Annotated in this window: 25 protein-coding genes; 13 read left to right on the forward strand and 12 right to left on the reverse strand. The window is 44.2% G+C overall.

The window, feature by feature from the left end; translation table 11 throughout:
* Window positions 1–132: 132 nt before the first annotated feature.
* The 4 genes from C6G87_RS09040 to C6G87_RS03045 form a co-directional block, all read right to left on the reverse strand.
* The gene (locus C6G87_RS09040; RefSeq protein WP_382262464.1) at window positions 133–255 is read right to left on the reverse strand and encodes a hypothetical protein; all 123 of its coding nucleotides are present in this window, start codon (window positions 253–255) and stop codon (window positions 133–135) included.
* A 575-nt stretch (window positions 256–830) separates the two neighbouring features.
* Window positions 831–1,562, reverse strand: coding sequence for an outer membrane protein (locus tag C6G87_RS03035; protein ID WP_233708978.1), 732 nt, complete (start codon window positions 1,560–1,562; stop codon window positions 831–833).
* A 237-nt stretch (window positions 1,563–1,799) separates the two neighbouring features.
* Entirely contained in the window at window positions 1,800–2,660 is an 861-nt protein-coding gene (locus tag C6G87_RS03040; protein ID WP_324761395.1) for an outer membrane protein, read from the reverse strand.
* 60 nt (window positions 2,661–2,720) lie between these two features.
* The gene (locus C6G87_RS03045; RefSeq protein ID WP_104752074.1) at window positions 2,721–4,322 is read right to left on the reverse strand and encodes an ABC-F family ATP-binding cassette domain-containing protein; all 1,602 of its coding nucleotides are present in this window, start codon (window positions 4,320–4,322) and stop codon (window positions 2,721–2,723) included.
* Window positions 4,323–4,525: 203 nt separating this feature from the next.
* Between C6G87_RS03045 and C6G87_RS03050 the strand changes: the two genes are divergently transcribed.
* The 6 genes from C6G87_RS03050 to ureB all read left to right on the forward strand — a co-directional run bounded on the left by C6G87_RS03050 (window position 4,526) and on the right by ureB (window position 10,854).
* The gene (locus C6G87_RS03050; protein ID WP_104752075.1) at window positions 4,526–5,221 is read left to right on the forward strand and encodes a Bax inhibitor-1/YccA family protein; all 696 of its coding nucleotides are present in this window, start codon (window positions 4,526–4,528) and stop codon (window positions 5,219–5,221) included.
* Complete coding sequence (locus C6G87_RS03055; RefSeq protein WP_104752076.1) at window positions 5,205–5,657, forward strand: thiamine-phosphate pyrophosphorylase; 453 nt, start codon at window positions 5,205–5,207, stop codon at window positions 5,655–5,657. Before C6G87_RS03050 ends, C6G87_RS03055 begins: the two co-directional genes overlap by 17 nt.
* A gap of 93 nt (window positions 5,658–5,750) precedes the next feature.
* Window positions 5,751–5,975, forward strand: coding sequence for a hypothetical protein (locus C6G87_RS08475; RefSeq protein ID WP_158653079.1), 225 nt, complete (start codon window positions 5,751–5,753; stop codon window positions 5,973–5,975).
* A gap of 220 nt (window positions 5,976–6,195) precedes the next feature.
* Complete coding sequence (locus tag C6G87_RS03060; protein WP_104752077.1) at window positions 6,196–8,076, forward strand: porin family protein; 1,881 nt, start codon at window positions 6,196–6,198, stop codon at window positions 8,074–8,076.
* A gap of 380 nt (window positions 8,077–8,456) precedes the next feature.
* Window positions 8,457–9,137, forward strand: coding sequence for an urease subunit alpha (gene ureA / locus C6G87_RS03065; protein WP_104752078.1), 681 nt, complete (start codon window positions 8,457–8,459; stop codon window positions 9,135–9,137).
* Between the two features lie 10 nt (window positions 9,138–9,147).
* Entirely contained in the window at window positions 9,148–10,854 is a 1,707-nt protein-coding gene (ureB, locus tag C6G87_RS03070; protein ID WP_104752079.1) for an urease subunit beta, read from the forward strand.
* Here the strand turns inward: ureB and C6G87_RS03075 are convergent.
* Complete coding sequence (locus C6G87_RS03075; RefSeq protein ID WP_158653080.1) at window positions 10,851–11,459, reverse strand: metallophosphoesterase; 609 nt, start codon at window positions 11,457–11,459, stop codon at window positions 10,851–10,853. The genes ureB and C6G87_RS03075 overlap by 4 nt on opposite strands.
* A gap of 142 nt (window positions 11,460–11,601) precedes the next feature.
* On the opposite strand from C6G87_RS03075, the gene C6G87_RS03080 reads away from it, so the two are divergent.
* The gene (locus C6G87_RS03080) at window positions 11,602–13,932 is read left to right on the forward strand and encodes a TonB-dependent receptor family protein (protein ID WP_104752081.1); all 2,331 of its coding nucleotides are present in this window, start codon (window positions 11,602–11,604) and stop codon (window positions 13,930–13,932) included.
* 5 nt (window positions 13,933–13,937) lie between these two features.
* On the opposite strand, the gene C6G87_RS03085 is transcribed toward C6G87_RS03080, so the two are convergent.
* Window positions 13,938–14,288: a hypothetical protein gene (locus tag C6G87_RS03085; protein ID WP_104752082.1), complete on the reverse strand. Its 351-nt coding sequence runs from the start codon at window positions 14,286–14,288 to the stop codon at window positions 13,938–13,940.
* A 117-nt stretch (window positions 14,289–14,405) separates the two neighbouring features.
* On the opposite strand from C6G87_RS03085, the gene C6G87_RS03090 reads away from it, so the two are divergent.
* From C6G87_RS03090 to C6G87_RS03100, 3 genes are read left to right on the forward strand one after another with little or no spacing between them, the layout of a single operon-like run.
* Entirely contained in the window at window positions 14,406–14,747 is a 342-nt protein-coding gene (locus tag C6G87_RS03090; RefSeq protein ID WP_104752083.1) for a histidine triad nucleotide-binding protein, read from the forward strand.
* Window positions 14,729–16,117, forward strand: a complete 1,389-nt coding sequence (locus C6G87_RS03095; RefSeq protein WP_104752084.1) for an aminotransferase class V-fold PLP-dependent enzyme — start codon at window positions 14,729–14,731, stop codon at window positions 16,115–16,117. Before C6G87_RS03090 ends, C6G87_RS03095 begins: the two co-directional genes overlap by 19 nt.
* 1 nt (window position 16,118) lies before the next feature.
* Window positions 16,119–16,640, forward strand: coding sequence for a DUF3972 domain-containing protein (locus C6G87_RS03100; RefSeq protein ID WP_104752085.1), 522 nt, complete (start codon window positions 16,119–16,121; stop codon window positions 16,638–16,640).
* Here C6G87_RS03100 and C6G87_RS03105 read toward each other — a convergent pair whose 3' ends face one another.
* From C6G87_RS03105 to C6G87_RS03125, 5 genes are all read right to left on the reverse strand, one after another.
* Window positions 16,641–16,868 (reverse strand): hypothetical protein, encoded by a 228-nt coding sequence (locus C6G87_RS03105; protein ID WP_104752086.1) that lies wholly within the window; start codon window positions 16,866–16,868, stop codon window positions 16,641–16,643.
* On the reverse strand, window positions 16,865–17,092 hold the full coding sequence (locus tag C6G87_RS03110) for a DUF904 domain-containing protein (RefSeq protein WP_104752087.1): 228 nt from the start codon (window positions 17,090–17,092) through the stop codon (window positions 16,865–16,867). The genes C6G87_RS03105 and C6G87_RS03110 overlap by 4 nt, the downstream gene beginning before the upstream one ends.
* Before the next feature lie 63 nt (window positions 17,093–17,155).
* Window positions 17,156–18,295 carry a glycosyltransferase family 10 domain-containing protein gene (locus C6G87_RS03115; RefSeq protein ID WP_199767614.1) on the reverse strand — a complete coding sequence of 380 codons (1,140 nt, stop codon included), beginning with the start codon at window positions 18,293–18,295 and terminating at the stop codon, window positions 17,156–17,158.
* Entirely contained in the window at window positions 18,295–19,329 is a 1,035-nt protein-coding gene (locus tag C6G87_RS03120; protein WP_104752088.1) for a PTS sugar transporter subunit IIC, read from the reverse strand. Before C6G87_RS03120 ends, C6G87_RS03115 begins: the two co-directional genes overlap by 1 nt.
* A 23-nt stretch (window positions 19,330–19,352) precedes the next feature.
* Window positions 19,353–20,369, reverse strand: a complete 1,017-nt coding sequence (locus tag C6G87_RS03125) for a branched-chain amino acid aminotransferase (protein ID WP_104752089.1) — start codon at window positions 20,367–20,369, stop codon at window positions 19,353–19,355.
* A gap of 303 nt (window positions 20,370–20,672) precedes the next feature.
* Between C6G87_RS03125 and C6G87_RS03130 the strand changes: the two genes are divergently transcribed.
* Genes C6G87_RS03130 through C6G87_RS03140 form a run of 3 tightly spaced genes read left to right on the forward strand, consistent with a single transcriptional unit; the run spans window position 20,673 to window position 22,704 of the window.
* Entirely contained in the window at window positions 20,673–22,133 is a 1,461-nt protein-coding gene (locus C6G87_RS03130) for a catalase (protein WP_104752090.1), read from the forward strand.
* 7 nt (window positions 22,134–22,140) lie between these two features.
* Window positions 22,141–22,467 (forward strand): hypothetical protein, encoded by a 327-nt coding sequence (locus tag C6G87_RS03135; protein WP_104752091.1) that lies wholly within the window; start codon window positions 22,141–22,143, stop codon window positions 22,465–22,467.
* A 15-nt stretch (window positions 22,468–22,482) separates the two neighbouring features.
* On the forward strand, window positions 22,483–22,704 hold the full coding sequence (locus C6G87_RS03140; RefSeq protein ID WP_104752092.1) for a hypothetical protein: 222 nt from the start codon (window positions 22,483–22,485) through the stop codon (window positions 22,702–22,704).
* On the opposite strand, the gene C6G87_RS03145 is transcribed toward C6G87_RS03140, so the two are convergent.
* On the reverse strand, window positions 22,701–24,044 hold the full coding sequence (locus C6G87_RS03145; protein WP_104752093.1) for an McrC family protein: 1,344 nt from the start codon (window positions 24,042–24,044) through the stop codon (window positions 22,701–22,703). The genes C6G87_RS03140 and C6G87_RS03145 overlap by 4 nt on opposite strands.
* Window positions 24,045–24,046: the final 2 nt, after the last annotated feature.

Here is a 24,046-nt window from a genome sequence, read left to right on the forward strand (position 1 = left end):
GATTAATGGGGGGGCTATATTATATGTACGAATCCAATCAACCGATAATTTAAGAACGGCGCGGATGGTAAAAACATATTTGGCGCAACAGAGGTTATAGGCGGTCGAACTGATCTCTTGGCCAAAAAAGCCCTACTTTATGTTCTCCCTGCCTAAAATCTTAGCGAACTTGAGCAAGAGCGAGCCACTCCTACAACAGGGCTTATAAACCTTATTGATCTCTTTTTGTCCATGCAACACTAGTTTAACTAACAGCTTGCTGACCTCTTAAAGGGGCAAAAACTCCCCTCCACTCTTGCGCGCACTGCTGGCATACATGCCTATCAGAAACTCATAAGTATCCCCAAAACATCAATCCCACTCTCTTTGTAGTCGCTAATCCTCATCTCTCTAATTCCTCCTAATAGATTGGCGAATTTTTCGTTTTTTCTCCTTAACACTTTTGCCTAGTTTGTCTCTATACATGTTTAAATCCGCAAAGAGCCCTATAAAATTCTTTTGAAAAGATCATGCCTAAAACAAATTATTTAAAATCCCAGCTATCTACCGCACCTCTCAATCTGTCAGTGATGCTCTAGATGATTTGAAAAGCTCGATGCGCTTTGTTTATGGGAGATTTAGTTGCCTGCAGGTTCTGTGTGTGCGCCTATGACTTCTTGCATAGATGTCCTTCACAAAAAGCAAAAGAGGTCAATTATAGTCTAATCACTCTAACACTTAATCATAGATTTCCACAGCCCCTATAGCCAATTTGGTTTCTCAAACCGATATTAAAATTCCCGTCATAAGGGGCGCAAGATGTGAGCTTTATACATCACCTTCTTGCTGAACTAAAAGTTAATCACATAATTAGTAAAAGCCACTACGGCGCGTCTGAGAGTGATATTATACTTGTATCCTCCCGAAGATAAACTATCCTTTTCTGTATAATAAGGATCGTCAATCACGGGGATGCGCGCGCCCATTTCTAAGCCTTGATACTTGGAGAAGTTAATACGGAAACCTACATTAAAGATAAGTTGTACATAGGTGGGGTTAAAGCTAGCTTTATCGCCATCTTCCTTGGCAAGTTTTGCATACTGCAGGTAATAATTATCGATGCTGACACATTGATTCGCTGCAGTAGTGAAGCAACGTCCGTCTTCAAGATGTGCGACACCTCTAAACCATGAGCTCCCTCCTAACATCGTTCCCACAAAGATTCCATAAGCATGATCGGAGTTCTCGTAAAAATTATAGAGCGCATCAATGCCCGCACCATAAAATAGATTTGCTACATTCATTTTCAAAGAATACGCCGCGAGGCCCTCAGAAGATACAGCATCACGAGTACTTCTCTCATTTCCGACCTGTCCGCTAAAAAAAACATAATAGCGCAAGCCAAAAGTTTTATTTGCCCCAAAGAATTGTTTATAACCAATTTGGAGATCTCCCCCAAAGAGATTACCGGAGGTCGCGCCATTTTGGCTATATCCCTGTTGCTTGAAATGTCCTGATGGGATTGTTGGTTGACTAAAGTAGTATTTGCCCGTTACGTATGAATACTGAAAACCTGTTTCCACGAACGCACCATTATCCTCCGCGTCCAAAAGAACTAGAGATAAAAGTATGAATGTGCCGGCTAGGAATACTTGTGCGCAAGAATTGCACTTGTTGTTTATTGTCTTAAAAGTCATGCCGGTCCTTTTTGCGTTGTGTTTAGCATTTCTTGACTCAGTGATCAGTAGTTAGAACGGACTAAGGCGCTAGCACTCCATGCTATAACGCCTATCATAGTGTCGGGAATCAGCTCATCTAGCTCAAAAGCTAATCACATAGTTAGCGAAAGCGACCACTGCGCGCTTGAGAGCGATCGTGTATGCATCCTTGCCCTGCATTAAGACATTTCTCTCTATGTAGTAAGGCGCTTCAATAGTGGGAATGCGCACACCTGCTTCCAAGCCCTGATGTCTAGTAAAATTGAGACGCAACCCTACATTAACGATAACTTGTAAGGAAGTTGGGCTAAATTTAGCATAATCGCCACTCTGTTTTGCAGATTTGGCGCTCTGCGCGTAATAATCGTTGACACTGATACATTGACCATTGCTAGGGGTAGCACAATAATGTCCGCTGGTATTGTAGGCTTTACCAATCATCCAAGAGCTGCCCCCAACCATAGCCCCTACAAAGAGTCCAAAAGCATGATCTGCGCTTTTATAGAAATTGAAAAGCATATCTATGCCCGCCCCATAAAACAGATCTACAGCTCGCGCCACAACTGAAGATGCTGCTATTCCCTGAGAAGGTACGGCACTAAAGGAGAAAGTCGCATTTCCAGTTTGACCGCTGAAAAATCCATAGTAGCGCAAACCAAAAATTTTACTCTCGCCAAAGAACTGCTTATACCCAATTTGAACATCTCCCCCATAAAGATTGCTGGAGATTTTGCCGGGCTGGTCATACCCTGCTTGACCATAGACGACACCATTCCTAACAAAGTGAAGCAGAGGCTGACTATAGTTATCTTTACCCGCTAAATGGGAATACTGGAAACCGCCTCCCAAAAATACACCATTCTCCTCTGCACTCAGGAAAGCTGAAAAATTGCATGCAAACGCACTCGCCAAGAGCGCCTGTGCGTAAACGCGAGACCATCCCTGTTTTTTATTTAGAGCCACCAAAAACCCCTCCTTTAACATAAAAAACAACCCGAGCTCTAGCATATTTCAGCTTAATTATCAAGATTTTGTTTCTAAAAATTCTTCATAGCTTCCTTTAAAATCTAACACTTTTGCACCCTTCTTACTTGGCATAAGTTCGATAATACGATTCGCATAAGCACCAATAAGTTCCCTATCATGACTTACGCAAATCACCGCCCCCTCAAACTTGTATAGAGCCTCTCCTAGTGCGATAATTGCTTCTAAATCTAAATGGTTGGTGGGTTCATCAAGCACCAAAAAGTTGCCTCGTTCTAACATGAGCTTGCTTAATACCATGCGGTGCTTTTCCCCTCCACTCAAGGCGCTCACGCTCTTTTCTTGTTCTGCCCCACTAAAAAGCATACGCCCTAAAGCGTTACGCACCTCGCTACTCTCAATCTTTTTATTAAAGTTAAACAGCCATTGGTACAAACTTTCTTCTCCTTGAATACTCTCATTAGCATCTTGGGGGAAGTAGCCTCTTTGTGTGGTCGCCCCCCATTTGACACTGCCACTATCCGGGGACAACTCCTCTACCAGAATTTTACATAGCGTGCTCTTACCTACACCATTAGGTCCAATAAGTGCGATTTTGTCCTTAGGAGCAATCTTAAGACTAAGCTTATTTAGCACCACTAAATCCCCATAGGATTTAGAAATTTGTGTGCACTCTAGGGCTTCATTTCCAATGAGGCGGTTAGGTTTGAAGACAATGCTAGGATCGCGCCGACTTGAAACCTCAATGCTTTGAATATCCAGTTTCTCTAATTGCTTTTGGCGACTGGTCGCTTGTCTTGCCTTGCTTGCATTCGCTGAAAAGCGTGCAATAAAACGCTCTAATTCCTCTTTTTCTTTAAGTTTTTTATTATGTTCAGCTTCCTTTTGTTTCGCAATAAGAGTCGAAGCGATATACCAATCGTCATAATTCCCGCTAAACTCTCTTAGAGTGCCAAAATCCAAATCTAAAATATGGGTGCACACAGCATTTAAGAAATGACGATCGTGGCTGATGATCACCATTGTGCCCTCATGACGTTTTAGAGCTTCTTCCAGCCACGCGATGGCGTTTAAATCTAAGTTGTTTGTGGGCTCATCCAAAAGCAGGATATCCGGTTTAGGGAAGAGTACTTGAGCTAAGAGAATTTTAAATTTATCACTGCTAGGTAGACTTTGCATTAAATCGTCGTGGCGACTAGCCGGGATGCCCAAGTCTTCTAAAATCTTTTCTACCACCACTTCGCACTCATATAGCGGGTCTTCTTGCACGCAAATCATTTCTAACTCACCTAACCGCTCATTAATCTTTGCATCGCTCAAATCTGCGCTTGTATAAAGCTGCTCCTTTTCTTTGAGCGCCTTATACAGAGTCATGTTTCCCATCAGCACCGCATCTTTTAGGCTAAATTCCTCAAAAGCGTATTGATCCTGCCCCAAAACTCCTACCTTAAGCCCTGAACCTACACTAATTTCCCCGCTACTTGGCTCGATCTCTCCAGCTAAAATCTTTAAAAAGGTACTCTTACCTGCCCCGTTAGCTCCGATCAGTCCGTATCGTTTATGGGCATCCAACTTGAGATTTACATTTTCGAAGAGCTTTTTGGTGGCATAGCGCATGCTAACTTGAGTGGCTTGTAACATTGACGATCCTCGTGATTTTTAGACATTCTAGCATAGTTTGATGTGTGGAAGATCACTTCCTCTCAATCCTAGCGATCTCATCTTTACCTCTTCGACACCCAATTAGGAGGTGGGGACTTCCATGAAAATGCTTTAGCATATTTTAAGTCTAGCATTAAGGTATAGTGCTATAATACCTGCCATTTATTTCAAAAGGAGTACTTATGGCATTATACGATCGCAATGTTAATGTTAACCCCAGCATAGAAACATCCGCGCAGCTCGACGACACAGCCCTAGTTGGCTTTGTCAAGACTACCTATAAATTCTTTGCTGCTAGTTTATTGCTAGCCACCATTGGCGCATTAGTGGGATTTATGAATTTTCAAATGGCTGTTCAGTACAAGTGGGTATTCTTTATTGCGGAATTTGCCGCATTCTTTGGGTTGATGTTCACTAGGAAGATGCCCACGGTCAATTTGCTGATGCTCTTTGCATTCACTTTCCTTTCGGGCATCACGCTTGTACCTCTCTTGGGCTTTGTGATTGCACGAGCGGGTACAAGCGCCATTTGGCAAGCTTTGGCAATGACAACTATCGTCTTTGGAATCATGAGCGTTTATGCCATAAAAACTAAAAGCGATTTAGCCAATATGGGTAAGATGCTCTTTATTGCCGTGATTGTGGTTATGGTAGCTTCTCTTATCAATCTCTTTTTAGGCTCACCTATGATGCAAGTTGCTATTGCTGGCGTGAGTGTGATCCTCTTTAGTTTGTTCATCGCCTACGACACCCAAAATATCATTCGTGGTCTTTATGCGACACCCATCGAAGCAGCTACAGCGCTCTATTTGGACTTTCTAAATGTTTTTGTCTCTTTGCTACAAATTTTTGGAATCATGGGTGGTAAAGACGAATAGTCCGCATACCTTTGAGCGTCTTTTAGATGCTAATTTAAACCGCTTTAAGGAGGGGGTGCGGGTTGTAGAAGATGTATTGCGCTATCTTTATGATCACCCTGCTTTAGCCTTCAAGCTTAGAAATATCCGCCATAGCGCTACGGATATTATTACCAAAAGTATACCCGATGTGGGTGCGCTCTATGTACATAGAAATAGCGCCCACGATGTGCTCCAAGAAAGCGATGTGTTACGGACTAGTAAACAACCCATCTTGCATATGGTGCAAGCTAATTTCAAGCGTGCTCAAGAAAGCGCACGCGTACTAGAAGAGTGCTTAAAGTATGCCTATCCTTCCCAGCCTCCTCCTACTTTTAAAACTTTGCGTTACGAACTCTACACTTTAGAGAAAGAATGTATCGCCTTACTTGCAGAAAATAGTTTAAAATTGCACTAGGTTTACCAAAGTTAGTATTTTTTTTGGTAGTATGCATTTACCTAGCTAGTGCTAGGAATTTTTTAGAAGGAGACGCGATGTCAGGACATACTGATGAATGTTGCCACGGGCACGAAGGGCACGAAGAACACGGAGTACACCACCACCATCACCACCATCATCATTACCATGGTGGGACACATCACCACCACCACCATCATCATGGCGGAGAACATCATCACCACCATGAACAACATGGTGACAACTAGACTAGCTAGTTGGCATGCGCCCCGTCTTGCGGGGCGTGTTTTCTCAAGAGTTTTTCTGCAAAATTTTTAGGTTTTTCGTTCTTTTGTAACATTTACGCTACACCTTAACAGGGTGGGATTTGTCTTTCATGTGATTTTTAGTTGCGGTTTCCGTATATATTTGTGTAAAATAGTATCGTCTTTTAGGATCATTTTAAAGATATTTTACCTTCCCCGTCTGATCCATACCAACTTCGCTACAATATGAAACCAAAAATATGGCGGTTTGCTTAAAAGGAGTATGTCCTACGATGAATCTCAGACTTCGTAAAACCCTCTCTATAGGTTTGTGTGTAACTTTAAGTCCTCTAATATGTAAAGATATTCGCAATGGATTCTTTATCGGAGGTGGTTTCGGGGCTAAAAATGAAGTGCTTTCTAGTTATCAGGATGTGTCTACACTCTCGGGTGTGGGCAGCTATGCTACCCTTAGTAACATTCTTTCAAAGTACCCCGATCTGTTGAGTGTAGCTAAATCGGGTGCGATTCCCCTACAAGAAACGCTTAATAAAGATTTACAAGCATTGGTAAAGGGTTTAGAAGCTCTGAACAATGAAGTTGCTAAGGTGGGGGTTAGTAATCAATCTTTAAAAGGTCTCAGTCAGCTGGATTTGCCTAACACGAGCAATAATCAAGAACTAGAAGCAAAGATTGAGACAGAAATCCAAGCGCTTCAGTCGATGATCAATGCCACTACAGAGAAGGACACGAGTGTTGTTCAAGCTAACCAAGAAATTATCCAAAAGTACCAACAAGCTTTGAACACACTAAAGGGTCTTGGCAATAGCCTTTTGAACGAAGTTAATGACTATAATAAAAATCTTTCTTCGGACAAAATGGTATATCAAAAAGCAGAAGCCACTTATAAAAATGGCATGAATGCCTATAATAGCAATGTTTCGACCTACACAAATGCACGAGATAATGTGCTCGGCGATTTTAAGGAAGCAGCTAAACAGAATGCTGGCATGGCTGGTGTTACTAAAACATACAACGATATGTATAAGCTGATAAACGCGGACCCGCATTATAAATCTGGCAAACAAAGGATAGACTATCAGATAGCCACAAATGATGGGATTGATAGAGTTGCTGATGCAAAAGCTCTAAACCAAGTTATTGGAGAAGTAAAAGGGATCAATGAAGAACAAAACAGAGCCCAAGCTGGAGAGTATTTTTCTAAAATATTTGATGGTCTGTTATCCGATCTGCATGTTGGCAAAAAACTAGAGAATTTGACTTTGCTGGGTCTTTGGGGACTTGAAACTTGGTTTGAACGCCAAATAAAAGAAATAGACAAGTTGGGGGGACCGGGATATTTTCCATTGAATGTTAACTACTTAAAGCAGGGGCTTTCTGATGTCTACAGCACACTTTTTAACACGACTCAGCAACTTTTTACGGGGAACGCATATGCGGAAGTGATCCCCACTGCTAATTCTATATTTACACCGCCCACTGCCCCCGACGATAAGTTCAGTTTCTCTTACCAGGACTATAGCGATCAAATTAAAAATGCCGATCCCAAGATGGCTAATATTCAAGTTACAACAGGCGTGCCCGCTCAACAGAGCGCTCCAAGCGCTGTCCATGCCAGCTTGGGTAGTTTTGTAGATACCATCAATGGAGCTTCTAAGTTTTACTCCAATGTGGGCTACAACGCAAATGTGATCACGGGTTACCAACACTTCTTTAGTCGTCGTTTGGGTTTTTCTCTACAGGCGAGTGCGGGGTATGAATGGGTGCAAAGCCCTCTTTTCCAAAAATCCCCTCTCTTTAATCGCATGCAGGGAGCACGCGTAGCTTTGGGAGGGGATCTGCTCTATGATTTCAAAGCCCCGGCAACCCAAAGCGGTCTTTATTGCGGACTATTTGCAGGGCTATTTGGCACTAATAGCCACTACTTTCTGACCACTAAAGCCCTCCAAACCTATTGGAAGTACTCCTTTAATGTCCATTGGAATGCTGGGCTCAGGTTTCAGCTTGGAAGCAATATTGTGAAGTTGGGTGTGAGCAGTCCTTTGATTCCTAGAGTGATTAATTTACAAGCAGGGTCTACCCATTTCCTCGTTCATGAGACTTTCCACAACTTCAATCTTTACGCTTCCTATGCTGTGTTGTTTGGAGACTGATAGATTATCTACTTTTAACTAACCTCTTTGGACTTTTGATGATTTGCTAGAAGTTACAAAGGGGGGTTTTGAAAGCTTAAGCAAATCCTTACCGAATCCTTTTTTATCTCTATTTAATATTGATCTTTGGGTGCAGAGAAGGGATGTTCAACCTTTCTCAAAATAGAGCCATGTCTTTGTGTAACATTAAAATTTTAAGTGTGGTAACGCTTATTATGTTGTGAAAAATATATTAATTTTTTTAATATGATATATTATTTTTTAATAATTATCATTATCATATATAATAATATTATTATTTATTTTAAAAAGTTAATACAAAGTAACAGGATTTGGACTATAATCATCTTGCCTTTAAAATTTAGAGTAAGGAGCAACAGGTGAAACTCACACCCAAAGAGCAAGAAAAGTTCTTGTTATATTATGCTGGCGAAGTGGCTAGAAAGCGTAAAGCAGAGGGTTTAAAACTCAACCAACCCGAAGCTATTGCCTACATTAGTGCCCACATTATGGACGAGGCACGTCGTGGTAAAAAGACCGTCGCTCAGCTGATGGAAGAATGCATGCACTTTTTGAAAAAAGACGAGGTGATGCCCGGCGTGGGTAACATGATCCCTGATCTAGGTGTAGAAGCCACTTTTCCTGATGGTACGAAACTTGTAACTGTGAATTGGCCCATTGAACCAGATGAGCACTTCAAAGCGGGCGAAGTGAAATTTGGTTGTGATAAAGACATCGAGCTCAATGCAGGCAAAGAAGTAACCGAACTTGAGGTTACTAACGAAGGACCAAAATCCTTACATGTAGGCAGCCATTTCCACTTCTTTGAAGCTAATAAGGCGTTGAAATTCGATCGGGAAAAAGCTTATGGCAAACGCTTAGATATTCCCTCTGGCAATACGCTACGCATTGGGGCAGGACAAACCCGCAAAGTGCAGTTGATTCCTCTTGGTGGCAGCAAAAAAGTGGTTGGCATGAACGGGCTTGTGAATAACATCGCGGATGAACGCCATAAACACAAAGCGCTAGAAAAAGCGAAATCTCACGGATTTATCAAGTAAGGAGACTCCCATGAAAATGAAAAAACAAGAATATGTAAACACTTACGGACCTACCAAAGGCGACAAAGTGCGCTTAGGAGATACCGATCTTTGGGCAGAAGTAGAACATGACTATACCACCTATGGCGAAGAGCTCAAATTTGGTGCGGGTAAAACTATCCGTGAGGGTATGGGTCAGAGCAATAGCCCTGATGAAAACACCCTAGATTTAGTGATCACCAATGCGATGATTATTGACTACACCGGGATTTACAAAGCCGACATTGGGATTAAAAATGGCAAAATCCATGGTATTGGTAAAGCAGGAAACAAGGACATGCAAGATGGCGTAAGCCCTCATATGGTCGTGGGTGTGGGCACAGAAGCACTTGCAGGGGAAGGCATGATCATCACAGCTGGTGGGATTGACTCACATACTCACTTCCTCTCTCCCCAACAATTCCCTACCGCTCTAGCCAATGGCGTTACCACCATGTTTGGGGGCGGCACAGGTCCTGTAGATGGCACGAATGCGACTACCATCACTCCGGGCAAATGGAACTTGCACCGCATGTTGCGCGCAGCAGAAGAGTATTCTATGAATGTGGGCTTTTTGGGCAAAGGCAATAGCTCTAGCAAAAAACAACTTGTAGAACAAGTAGAAGCGGGCGCGATTGGTTTTAAATTGCATGAAGACTGGGGCACAACCCCAAGTGCGATCGACCATTGCTTGAGTGTAGCAGATGAATACGATGTGCAAGTCTGTATCCACACCGATACGGTCAATGAGGCAGGTTATGTAGATGACACCCTGAATGCGATGAACGGGCGCGCCATCCATGCCTACCACATTGAGGGAGCGGGTGGAGGACACTCACCTGATGTTATCACCATGGCAGGCGAAGTGAATATTCTACCCTCCTCCACAACCCCTACTATCCCCTATACCATTAATACGGTTGCAGAACACTTAGACATGCTTATGACCTGCCACCACTTGGATAAACGCATCCGCGAGGATCTCCAATTTTCTCAAAGCCGTATCCGCCCCGGCTCTATCGCGGCTGAAGATGTGCTCCATGATATGGGTGTGATCGCCATGACTAGCTCGGATTCTCAAGCAATGGGGCGCGCGGGGGAAGTGATTCCTAGAACTTGGCAGACTGCAGATAAGAATAAAAAAGAATTTGGTAAGCTTCCAGAAGATGGCAAAGATAACGATAATTTCCGCATTAAGCGCTATATCTCCAAATACACTATTAATCCTGCTTTGACACATGGCGTGAGCGAGTATATCGGCTCTGTGGAAGAGGGCAAGATCGCTGACTTGGTGGTGTGGAATCCTGCCTTTTTTGGTGTGAAACCTAAAATCGTGATCAAGGGCGGTATGGTGGTCTTCTCTGAAATGGGCGACTCCAACGCGTCCGTGCCCACTCCCCAACCGGTTTATTACCGCGAAATGTTTGGACACCATGGCAAGGCTAAATTTGACACGAGCATTACTTTCGTTTCCAAAGTTGCCTATGAAAATGGCGTGAAAGAGAAACTAGGCTTAGAGCGCAAGGTGCTACCCGTGAAAAACTGCCGCAACATCACCAAGAAGGATTTCAAATTTAACGACAAAACGGCTAAGATCACCGTGGATCCTAAAACCTTCGAGGTCTTTGTAGATGGCAAACTCTGCACCTCTAAACCCGCCTCAGAAGTGCCTCTAGCCCAACGCTACACTTTCTTCTAGGTGTAAGTGCCCCTTAAAGGGGGCAGATTGCGTAAAAAATCTTCGATACAGAAAATGGGCATTTGCTTCTTATATCTAAAGTCAATGCATACATTGATAGCGTTTGCATGTGGAGCTTGTATCTGTCTTGTATGTGTATGTCCATGTAGCCAATAAGTTTTGACTGAAGCTCTCTCTTCTTCCTTTTGCATCCATTCTGCTAGAATTTCGTCAGCAACTAAACGATTATATTCTTGAGAATCGGGCGGATAGTGGCACATAATAAATCTATAAAGATCGCCCATTTCAAAATCAAGGATATGAAAAAGCTTCTTCCAAACAAGAAATTTACAATTACTATAAGCGTTATCCAGTAAGAGATCATGGTTACCTTTGATCAAAATTTTTTGGCCCTTTAAACTAGAAAGAAGGGTATTAAGCGCCTTAGATGTTTTTCTAGCCAAAGTGAGATCACCCAAATACCAAACAATATCATCTTGTTCTACGCAATCTAACATGTTGAGCCACTCTTGATTAAGTTCCTCCACAGAGTTAAAAGGAAGTGCGGAATACCTAATAATGTTCGCATGAAAAAAGTGTAAATCTGAAACGACATAGTTTTTCATGCATGCCTCCATGCGCTTTTGGTGCTAACCATTGAGTATACAAAAATTTCTCCATAAATTTCTCCATACATAGGCATTAAATTAATATAATTCTTATAATTGATATTGTATTATCGGCTCTCATTTCTACAAGGAGCGTTGTATGCGTAAATCTTTGGTATTGTTGTCTGCGGGCTATTTAGCACTGGGTGCACAGGAAGCTGTTAAAACCCACCGCCTACAAAGAGTAGAAACCACAGGATCAACTCTCAACGAAGAAGCTCCTAAAAGTTGGCGTAGTCCTGAAGTGAGAAATTACTTAGGTAGCCAAACTGTCATTTCGCACAAGCAACTCACTCAACAGGCTAACCAAAGCATCGAAGAAGCCCTGCAAAATGTGCCCGGGGTGCATATTCGCAACGCTACAGGGGTAGGCGCTGTGCCTAGTTTCTCTGTAAGAGGCTTTGGAAGCGGGGGCTCAGGGCATAGCAATACAGGTATGATTTTAGTTAATGGGATTCCGGTCTATGTCGCGCCTTATGTGGATATTGGCATGCCCATTTTCCCGGTAACCTTCCAATCCGTCGATCGTATCAGCGTGATCAAGGGGGGGGAGAGTGTGCAGTATGGACCTAATGCCTTTGGGGGTGTAATCAATATTATCACGAAGCCCATTCCAAATAAATGGGAGAACCAAATCGCCGAGCGTATGACTGCCTGGGGGCGTGCAAGCAATGGGGGATTTGCAGGACCAGCCAGTCAAAATCAACCCTTTATCAAAACTCTAGCCAATAACTTTTTATACAACACCTATTTAAAAAGCGGGGGAATGTTTAATAACCATGTAGGCGTGCAGGTCCAAGCTAACTACATCGCTGGTCAGGGTTTCCGTATGGACAGCCCCACCAATATTCAAAACTATCTTTTAGACGCAATCTATCAAATCAACGAAAACCATAAAATCACAGCTTATTACCAATACTATAAGTTTTTCTTGACCGATCCCGGATCTCTAGGCGTACAAGCCTATGAACAAAATCGCTTCCAAAATAACCGCCCGAATAATGACAAAAGTGGTAAGGCAATGCGCTGGGGGGCTGTGTATCAAACCTTTTTTGGCGATACAGACAAGCTAGGCGGGGATTTCACTCTCACCTATTATGGGCATGATATCAGCCGGGACTTCCAATTTGACTCTAACTTCCTGAATGTCAATACAGACCCTAGTTTAGGGCCGGTCTATACCAACCAAAATTACCAGGGCTTTAGTATTGGCGATCACCCTCGTCGTTACCTCATTAACGCGATTGAGCCCAATACAAACCTAGTATGGCAGACTAAACATATCAAGCACACTTTTAAAATTGGCATGCGCTACATGTCTAGCAATATGTGGTTCAGATTTCTAGAAAATAAATGTGCTTCCCTTAGCAATGGCACTTGCAATATGTCCGGCTTTCTTTTTGATACAAAAGCGAGTCAAAATTTAGAGATGTTTAACAATTATGTTGTGTTTTACATGAGTCATAAATGGGAATTTTTTCAAGGCAAATTGGTGCTAACCCCCGGGTTTCGCTATACTTTCCTAGACTACAAAAAAGTGTTGCCTGAAAATGTTAATGCCACTAGTGGGCAGTTTAGTGCCTCTCAGACGATCAAAAAAACAGATAACCAATGGAGTCCTGCCCTTAACCTAGGATACAAGCCCTTAGAAAATTGGGTGATGTATTTCAACTACCGCCGTAGTTTTATCCCGCCACAAGCCAAATCAGTGAGTATCTTTTCGACCAATTACAACCAAATCTTTAATGAATTTGAAGTGGGATCGCGCTATTCCTATAAAAATCTCTTGAGCTTTAACGCGAGCTGCTTTGTGATTCTTGCTAACCATTATTATAGTGGTGGGTATGGAAGCAATAGTCTAGACATTGATGCCAAGAGTCAGGGCGTGGAATTGGAGCTTTACTATGCCCCCATTAAAGGGCTACAAATGCATCTAGCCTACACTTACATCGATGCGCGTATCACTAACAATGCGCAGGATAACCCTAGCTATTTTCGGGGCATTGTCAACCACCCTTTTAATCTTAAGGGTAAACGACTCCCCTATGTTAGCCCCAATCAATTTATCTTTGATATGAGCTATACCTACAAGAAAACCACTTTTGGACTTTCTAGTTACTTCTACAGCCGCGCCTACTCTTCTATTCTTAATCAAGCCACTCCAAAAACCGCTTGTTTTAATTTTGGCTATAGTATTGATGGAGCGACTTATGGTTGTAATAGCGTGGGGCTTTTGCCTTGGTATTGGGTGTGGAATGTGCAACTAAGCCAAGTATTTTGGCAGAGCGGACGGCATCAAATTACGGGCAGTTTGCAGGTGAATAATATCTTTGATATGAAATACTATTTTCGAGGGATTGGCACCAGCCCCACAGGCAGGGAACCTGGTCCGGGACGCTCGGTTACGGTGTATTTGAATTATAATTTTTAGTTTACTTAAGAAAAACGCCAACCATGTAAATTCAAAATATTGCGATCGGCTTCTTCTAGGGGGGTGTAGCCATTGCTTAAAAGACCATTGATGTAGATTTTATTGTAAACAAAGGCCATGATTAGATCAAAGAACATAGGGATACGCCCCAAAAATCTACCCGCCATGTCTCCATCGGGATAAGTAGTGTAAAAATATACACCTATAGCCACAAATACCAAAAAAATCACACACCATTTCCAATCTTTGCGCAACAAAGGCACGAAAATACCAAAAAACAAAATGGTCCAACTAAAACCCACCTTGCAGACCTTGCTTTCCCCCGCCTCGTTTCTTAAAACTACTTTCCCAGCCACCCTGTACTCCTTTAATTTGATGCAAATATTGTAACATAAAGTGGCTCAGGCGTGCTCTAACCTTTAAATGTGCAAATTCAGCTATAATATACTCTAGATCATCATAAAGAGTGTATCGTGGCAGAAAGAAATGTGTTTGAAAAAATTGTCGCTGGAGAGTTGCCTTGTAAAAAGGTCTTGGAAAATCAGGATTTTTTAGCCTTTGAGGACATCAACCCCAAGGCCCCCGTCCATGTGCTCGTGATTCCCAAAGTGGGCGTGAAGGATTTTAACGCCATCACCCCGGAACTCTCTGCTAAAATCAATGCCTTTATTTTAGAAGTTGTCAAGGTCTTAGGGCTCGATCAAAAAGGTTACAGACTCATCACTAATATCGGCACTGATGGGGGGCAGGAGGTGCCTCATTTGCATTTCCACATTTTGGGAGGAACTAAGCTCACATGGACCAAACTCTACTAGACCCCAAGGACTCGCAACGCTTTTTAGCGCAGGCGTTTGCCCCCCTGCTCAAGGCGCAACCAAAAGCCCGACAGCTTACATGTGTGCGTGAGAGTCTCATCTTGAAAAAAGGGGTGCGCTACTTTGACTGGACGGCTTCTGGACTGGCTAGCACCCTAATAGAAAAGCGCGTGCTCAAGCTCCTGCCCTTTTATGCTAATGCGCACTCGGAGTTTTCTAAACACGCAGCATTGATGCAGCAAGTCTACCTAGAGAGCAAAGCACGTATCAAACAGAGTTTGGGTTTGAGCGAGGATTTTGTCGTTCTCGCTTCTGGATTTGGAGCTAGCCATGCAATCAAACGATTCCAAGAAATTTTAGGGATTTATATTCCCCCAAAAACTCGTCAAGTGTTAGGCAAATTGAAGGGAATTGCCCTACCCAGGGTTATTATCGGACCTTATGAGCACCATTCCAATGAAATCTCTTGGCGCGAGGGGTTATGTGAAGTGGTGCGTTTGGAACTAGATGCGCAAGGGCTATTTTCTTTGCAGAATTTAGAACAAGCTTTGCAAGAAGCTCAAAAAAATGCCCGTGGATTTGCTCCCCTTGTTTCTGTGGGCGTGGCCTCTAATGTTACGGGCATGATTGTGCCTTACAAGGAAATCGCCAAACTTTGCGCGCGTTATCAAGCCCGTTTGGCCTTTGATGCAGCCGCCTTTAGCCCGCATGATAACTTGGAAGTGTTGGATTTTGATGCGCTCTTTCTCTCCGCACATAAACTCTTGGGGGGGGTGGGGGCATGCGGGATTTTGGGCGTAAAAAGAGATCTTATTGATAACACCTTGCCCCCTAGCTTTAGCGGGGGTGGAGTAGTAAAGTATGTGAGTCGAAGCACGCAAGAGTATGTGGACAACCCAGATGTGCGCGAAGAAGTGGGCACTTATGGTTTAGTACAACTCTTTAGAGCAGCGTTGGCGTTGCAATTGCGTAATGAAATTGGCATGTCTACCATCAGGCGACGCGAGAGCATGCTCTCTAAAGTTTTTATGCACGCCTTAGAGCAGATTCCGGCCGTACAAATCTATGGCAATACCCGTACTCCACGACTGGGTAATGTGGCGTTTAACGCCAGTGGGGTGTCTTGCTATACTTTAGCGCGTTTTCTTAGCCATCAATTTGGCATCGAGACTCGGGCCGGGTGTTCATGCGCGGGACCCTATGGACATGACCTGCTTGATATGGAAGATAGTAGTTTTTGCACTTTGCAAGAGAAGGGGCTAAAACCGGGTTGGTTGCGCGTGAGTTTGCACTATAGTCATACTTTAGAAGATGTAGATTTTCTCGTGGATCGAATTAGCAAGGCGATTCAGACATTGCGTGGAGGTTGAGATGGAAGAAGTCGTGCAAGAAGCTACTTGGATGGAATTAGAAGAGTTTTTAGAGATTTCTAGGTTACCTAGAGAGCGGATTTTAGCCCTGATTCAAGATAAAAGTATTTTAAGTAAGCATGATGAAGAACATATTTGGGTGGACCTGCACAGCGCGACCCAAGTTTTAGCTAGGCGCGTGGTGGGTAAGAATGTCGTACCCAAGACAGGTTACCCGGCCTTGCTAGAAAATATGGGGGCTAATGCGCTTGATCCCATTTTTGTAGAGAAGACCATCAACACTATCTTGAGTCTACATGACAAAGTCATAGGGGCTAAGGACGAGGCGATCTGTGCTTACAAAAACGAGAATGCCTTTTTAAAAGATGCGGTGATCGACATGCAAGAGGTCTATGATGAAGACAAGCGCACTATCGAGGTTTTGCAAGACGAGCTCACAAAACTACGCGAAGAGATTGAATTTATGAAGCGCAAGTACCGCCTGATGTGGGGTAAGGTTACGGATATGGGCAATGTCAAATAGCTAGGGGATTTTATTTAAAAGCTGCTTAAGTTGAGCGTTGAGCTCAGAGATGTCGCGTACTTTACCAAGATAGGCTTTAAAGAGGTCCATGGGTGTGATCTCTTTAAGGTGGAAAGTGTCTTTAATTTCATTGATCGCTTCTGGACTAAAGCTAGCATCCAAAGTGATCTTGTAGCGTCTACCACCGATACTCACTTCAATGGTCTGAGAGAGGGGTGCATTATTCATGTCTCAAATACTTTTAAAATCTTGTCATAGAGTTCTTGGAGGCGTTTATCTTTATTGGCAATTTCCTCATAGAGTGCGTTGAGTTGGCGATCTTTTTCTTCGTGCTGGGTACTTAAAGTCGCGTTTTTGAGCTGCAGGTCCTTATTTTCTTCTTCTAAGAGGGCGAGCTTGACTAACAGATCGTCGAGTTTTTCATGGATTTGGTCTAGAATATCCTGCCCCATCGCAATCCTTTATGCTAACTAATAAGGGCGTATTATAGCAAAATATCCCCTTTAATGCGGATTTTAGGGGCGTTTGAGTCCGCTGGTGTTATAGTGGGTGAAACCTTTTAGCCCATAGGCTTTTAGGGCATACAAACGGCTTTTAAGAGCGCGGCTAATGGAGGTGTGGGTGGTGCGCGCAAAACAATGCTCATGGTAGATTTCTGGACAGGCGATGGCGTTTTGCAAGAAAGCCAAAATTTTCGCAAAACTCAAATCATTGCAAAAAGTACCCCTGCCCTCTTTGGTGTGGAGCGGAGGGGCATAAAGCATCTCTAAATAGGCATTAGGATGGGTGTCTAAGTAGCGCACAAAATCTATCGCTTCGTGAAAATCTTTAAAGTCGTGCACATTGACAAAACTCTTGGGGTTAAAATCCTTTGCCACCTCTGGGTTACCCCAATAAATGGGAATGGTGTGGGCAAAATAAGCGTCAACAATCTTTTCTGTGGTATAGCCCAAGCCCTTTGTGTTTTCAAAGCATAGATTGAACTTATAATGGCTTAAGAAATCCCATTTATTGGCTACGGGTTGCCCGGTGGTGTTAAAGACCTTGCCCCCTCCGGCTACAGGGCGGTAGGCATTCAATTCTTGATAAAAGCGGTTGCGCTCTGGGGCGTTGGAGTTAGAAGCCACAAAGCTGGCAAAATCGCGCCCATTTAGATCGCACCCCTCTCTAGCGCATGCGTCTAGGTTAGGATAGGCGTGTACAAAGGGGGGTGCGTGCAAAGGGGGGCTATCTGGTAGCAAAAAAGGGGGGTTTTGGTGGGCACATAGAATAGCGTAGAGTTTGAACAAATGCAGATAGTATAGGGGCACGCGCAAATAGCGTTCATGAAAATGCAGATGATCAAAACCCAAGCCAAAATCGTAAATATCAAAATTGATTCTCTCATTCTCGCCCGTGTAACCGATGCGCTTTTGGGGGAAGTCTAAGATTTTCTTATGATAGCCCTCGAGTCTGAAAGACGCGCCAAAGACAATATCGCAGGGCTCAAAGGGGGAGTTTTGATAACGGAGTTGATAAACCTGTGAGAGAATATGTTCAAAGCCATGCGCGGAGAACTCCGGACAATGGGACAAGCCCACCACTAAGAGGGGCTTGTGTGCCTGAGGGCTTAAATGTCTAGACGCGCTGTAAGCCTCCAGAAGGGGCGCGAACACTAATTTGCCTGAAAGGCATAGATTTGATGCCCATAACTCTTGAGCAGTTTACAACACAGAAAGTGTAAGATCAGCGCGCCCAAAAAGGGCAAGAAGGCATAAGCCACCAACACCCGTACAAAGGGTTGATCTAGGTGGTGCAATAGGGCTTCTTCATACGCCTTAATAGGACCGATGAGTCCCACAATCCCAAACCCAGCGCTCTTGGCATCGCCGGTGATGTGGAAAAAATAGGTGATCAGCCCCCCCACAACCCCATTAGAGACAATGCACGCGTACATCACCGGGGCTTTAAAGAGATTGGGGATCATCATTTTCATGCCCCCTAACAAGAGCGCTATGTTCACACCCATTTTATTTCTAGCAAATAGGGAGCCCACAATCAACACGGCGGTGGTGGAAGTAACACCCAAATTTGCCGCCCCTGAAGCCAAACCGGTCAGCCCAATGATGAGGCTTAGCGCCACTGTGGAGATGGGCGAGATGATGATAATCGCATAGGAGATCGAGATGAGCACACTCATGGGCAAGGGGTGGAGTTGGGTGAAATACACGATGGCATCCCCAATTTTTAAGGTAACACTGGTGGTGTAGGGCAAGATCAGCAAGCCCAAACAGCCACAGAACACAGAGATAGCAATGGGCTGTAAAATGATGGTCAACGATCCAAATTTATCGCCCAACCACTTTGTGAGCAAGACCGCAAGCGCGGCGATGATGAGCACATTGAGCAAATCCCCTATGCCCACCAACGCCAAGCCATGGGCGGTGTGTTTGACCACCCCAGAGGCAATAAAGGTCGCTACGCCAATAATGGCAGATTTCATGGGGTTAAAGTTGAAGGCAAGCCCCACCAATACGCCCGTGATGAGCGAGACCAATGCCTGCAAAATGATCAGGGCATCTAAGAACAACGCAATAGCGTGGATAGAGTTATAGGGTTTGAGCAGAGCCCCCAAGATCGCATTAGGGGCTAGAGCGATCACCACGGCCAATGCCATGCCATACAAAAGCTTGAGCAAGAAATCCTTCACAAAAACCTCCCTTACCTCAAATTTTAAGAAACCTTAGTGATCCAACCTTGGGGCGCTTCTAAATCGCCAAATTGCATGCCCACTAGAGTGTCGTAGAGTTTTTGGGTAATCGGTCCTGCCTTCTCTTGGCTAAAGACATGCAAGTTCCCTTGATAAGAAATCCCCCCAACAGGCACGATCACCGCTGCCGTGCCACACACCCCTGCCTCGCTGTATTCATGTAAGGAGTTGATAAAAATATCCCCTTCTACCACCTCTAGCCCTAGCTTTTCTTTAGCTAGGTGTACTAGAGAAATGCGCGTGATACTGGGTAAAATGGAGGGAGAGGAGGGGGTTACAAACGCCCCACTCTTTTTAGAAATGGCAAAGAAATTCGCCGCGCCCACTTCTTCAATTTTGGTGTGTGTGGCGGGGTCTAAATAGACACAATCGCTAAAACCCTGTTCTTTAGCCAATTTAGCAGGGAGCAAACTCCCCGCGTAATTGCCCCCTACTTTAGCTGCCCCCGTGCCATTGGGCGCGGCGCGATCAAATTCAGAAACGATAAAATTAGCCGGGCGCACCCCCCCGTGAAAATAAGGACCCACTGGTGCGCAAAAAACTAAAAATAAAAATTCACTAGCCGGGCGCAGCCCTAAACCTGCCCCCACCCCTAGCACTAGGGGACGCACATAAAGAGTTGCCCCCGAACCATAGGGTCCCACCCATTTCGTATTGGCTTTGACCACTTGAGTGCACGCATGCACAAACAAATCCACCGGCACAGAGGGCATGAGCAGGCGTTGGCAAGATTGTTGTAGGCGTTTTGCATTCTCCTCAGGACGAAAGAGATTGATCGAATTATCTTGACACCGATAGGCTTTTAGCCCCTCAAAACACTGCTGGGCATAGTGCAGGGCTGGAGAGGCCTCATGCAGGCTCAATTGATTGTCTTCTACCAAACTGCCTGCCGACCAAGCACCATCTTTATAATGCGCCACAAAACGAAAATCCGTTTTAATGTACTCAAACCCTAAATTATTCCAATCTAAATTCGACACAAAAACTCCTTTCTATTTTTTCAAAATGTGCATACGAATAACATTCTAATTTTGAATAAATTTTTAAAACTTCAAAATAACGATATAAGTTATCATTATAGATTGTTTTTGTTACTATCATGCTCAATTCCAATAAATCTGAATCACAACAAGGCATTAAGTCTCTCATTATGATAATTTAAGTAACAGATCCAAAAAAATGTCCCCTCCACATGTTAAGAGATTTACACATTACGCGTTATAATCAAAATTAGGAACTCTGTCGTTCCTAAGAACTCAACTAATTTTGAAAGGATTTTTGTCATGGATAAAGATGTTATCCTCACCAATGCTGTGGGCGCGCCCGTTGGACATAATCAGGATGTTTCTACCGCCGGACCTAGGGGACCGGTCCTTTTACAAAACACTTGGTTTTTAGAAAAACTCGCCCATTTTGATCGCGAGCGAATCCCTGAGCGCGTGGTGCATGCTAAGGGCAGTGGGGCTTATGGGACCTTGACCATCACCAGCACTGAAGTTACCAAATACAGCAAAGCCAAGCTCTTTAATCAGGTGGGCAAAAAAACCCCCTGCTTTTTGCGCTTTTCTACTGTGGCGGGCGAAAAGGGCTCTGCCGATGCCGAGCGCGATCCTAGAGGCTTTGCGCTCAAACTCTACACCGAAGAGGGCAACTGGGACATCGTGGGCAACAACACCCCGGTGTTTTTCATCCGCGACCCGCTCAAATTCCCCGATTTCATCCACACCCAAAAACGCCACCCCAAAACCAATCTCAAAGACGCGACTATGGTTTGGGATTTTTGGAGCTTAGTGCCCGAGAGCCTGCACCAAGTTACCATTTTAATGAGCGATCGGGGCATCCCCAAGAGTTACCGCCATATGAATGGCTATGGCAGCCACACCTTTAGCCTCATCAATGAGAAGAACGAGCGCTTTTGGGTGAAATTCCACTTTAAAACCTTGCAAGGGATTCAAAACTTGACTAGCGAAGAAGCGGCTAAAATCCGTATGCATGACATGGACTCCCACCAACGCGATCTCTTTGAAGCCATTGAGAAAAAAGATTATCCTAAATGGCGTTTTTGCGTGCAAATCATGCCCGAAAGCGATGCCAAACATTACAAATTCCACCCCTTTGATGTGACCAAGGTGTGGAGTCATAAAGACTACCCCCTCATTGAAGTGGGCATTTTGGAGCTGAATAAAAACCCCGAAAACTACTTTGCCGAAGTGGAGCAATCTGCCTTCAATCCCGCCCATGTGATCCCGGGCGTGGGCTATAGCCCCGATCGCATGTTGCAAGGGCGGCTCTTTGCCTATGGGGACACGCACCGCTACCGCCTAGGCATCAACCACAGCCAACTGCCCGTCAATGCCCCCCGTTGTCCTTTTGCAACTTCTTCAAGGGATGGCTTTATGAATAATGGGCATGACGGCGCGATGCGCAACTATGAGCCTAGCTCTCTGCCCGGCTATAAAGAAGCCCCCCATGCGCGCGAGCCTAAATTAGAGCTTGCTAAACTTGAAGATGAAATGGCTGTTTATGCCTACAACTTCCGCGATTATGATACAGATTACTACACGCAAGCAGGCGATCTCTTTAGGCTCATGCCCAAAGACGAACAAGAGCGCACCTGCCAAAATGTCGCCGATGCGATGCAGGGTGTGCCTGCAGAGATTATCAAACGCCAATTAGAACACTTCAAAAAAGCCGATGCCCATTATGGTAAACGCATTGAAGAGTTGTGGCAAAAAGGGCTATAGGTAGCCCATGCATAGGCGTGGCTTTCTGAAGGGGGCTTTGCTCATTGATTTGTGCGATCCCATCAGGGCGGTACAAGTTGCACTAGAGGCATACCAACAACGCCCCCTTCAAGAGAGCGATGCGGATATGAAGCCCTTTTTGAGCTTTAAGAGCACGCCTGAATACGACCCCCGTTGCTTTTTAGGCACGCGCAAGACCACTATGCTAACAGAAGTGTTCTTGCTTCATCGGGGTTTTGATTTGGGAGAAAAAGCAACCCTTTTAGACCTACCGGACATGTATTTTATCACTATAGCCTCTTTTGCGCACAAGGGGCGCACTCTATCTTGCTAAATTTTAGGAGTGTGAATGGATTTTTTGAAGAAACTGCGGCTTCCTCAAGAGTATAAGAGCAAGCTCTTTTTGGTGTATTGGTTGCGTTGGATGCTCTCAGCGGTGGTGATGTTGCCCTTCATGCATTTTTTTGAATGGCTAGGCACGCCCCTGTGGATCAATCTCTTTTTGGGGCAGACCATCGGGGCGATCATTTTCTTTAAAATTGACAAATTCATTTTCCGCAAGCAAGACTAGCCTTTATCTAGTGGAAAGTACTTGATTTGGAGCGCGATGTCTTGATTGGCGTTAAAAGTGTAGGTGGCGGATTTTATGCGATCCTGCCAAGGATAGACCAGCCACACGCCCATGCGTCTTTGTCTGCCTTTTGATTCGAGAAAGGCGTATTTGCTCGCATACGCCCACATCTGGTAAAGATCGGCGGTGCTGGTGTCTTCTATTTTCCATTTGGTGTCTAAAATTAGCACCTCTTCTTTGTTTTTTAGCACAATATCAGGCTTGAGAAGAGAAACACCCCGGCACCATTCATCTTGCATCAAAAATTTCTTGCATTCTTGCAGATACACCCTGTATTGCCCCAAACTTTTTTGCAACCAATACCCTACAAAAGACTCAAAGAGTTTTTCCATAGGGAACAACAACGCATAAGCTAGGTCCGATCCGCTATAGGGAGTGAGAGATTTTTTTCGCAAGAAAAGATCACACCATGCTAAAAGATTTTCATACTCTTTAAAGCGCGTGGCGTGCTTGCTTTGGGCAAAATCGGTATTCATATCCTTACCTTTGCTCGCACGCACCTCATCAAAGACAAAGCGCACGGCGTTTAATTTTTCTTGGCTCTTAGGGCTTAGGCTCAAGGTTTTAAAAAACTCCAAAGCGGCTTTAATGAGCCGATTGGGTGGGTTATCTAGGCTATATTCATCGCTAGTGGTGTAAAAACGCTCCTTGTGGATCATGTTCACTCTAAGATGGCTGGCAAACTCTAATTTGCCCTTAAGAAAGGGGCGATTCTTGGAGATGGCTAAGTAATCTCGCTTTAACCCCCGTTTGATGAGCTGGGCGCACTCCTCTAAGAACATCTGTACAAAGACATCTAGCAGGGGCAAGTGCGCGTTGCTCAGATGAGAAAATTGGCTTTGTTTAAAGGGCGCGTTTTTAAGCGTGGTTAGGCAATTATACAAAACTTGCTTGGCATGGCAGAGAGGGCATGGGGGCTCTTGTGGGGCTAAGTTGGTCTCTGGCTTGATAAATTCTCTCACCTGCTCTTGAAACTTGATGCGATCGAATTGAGCCATTTGCTTTTTACAGCCAACATGATCGTTTAAATCGCGCCCACAAATCTTAGGCAAAATCTCGATACAAAAGTCCTTAACCTGAATCAAACCCACATGGTTTTGGCTTTTCAGGCTATTGCCACTGAATCTTAAAAATTGATGATTGCCCTCTTGCCTTGCAAAACTTTCAAGAGCTTTCCATATTTTGGAGGCTTTGTCTTTACGATCCCCTAAACGCCTTGCAATGTCTGCTTGGCTGAAAGCTTGGTATTCGGCTAAATGGAGTGTGGGCGTGGTTTTCATGG

Origin of the sequence: Helicobacter baculiformis (genome assembly GCF_900197685.1) — a bacterium.
GTDB classification, from domain to species: domain Bacteria; phylum Campylobacterota; class Campylobacteria; order Campylobacterales; family Helicobacteraceae; genus Helicobacter; species Helicobacter baculiformis.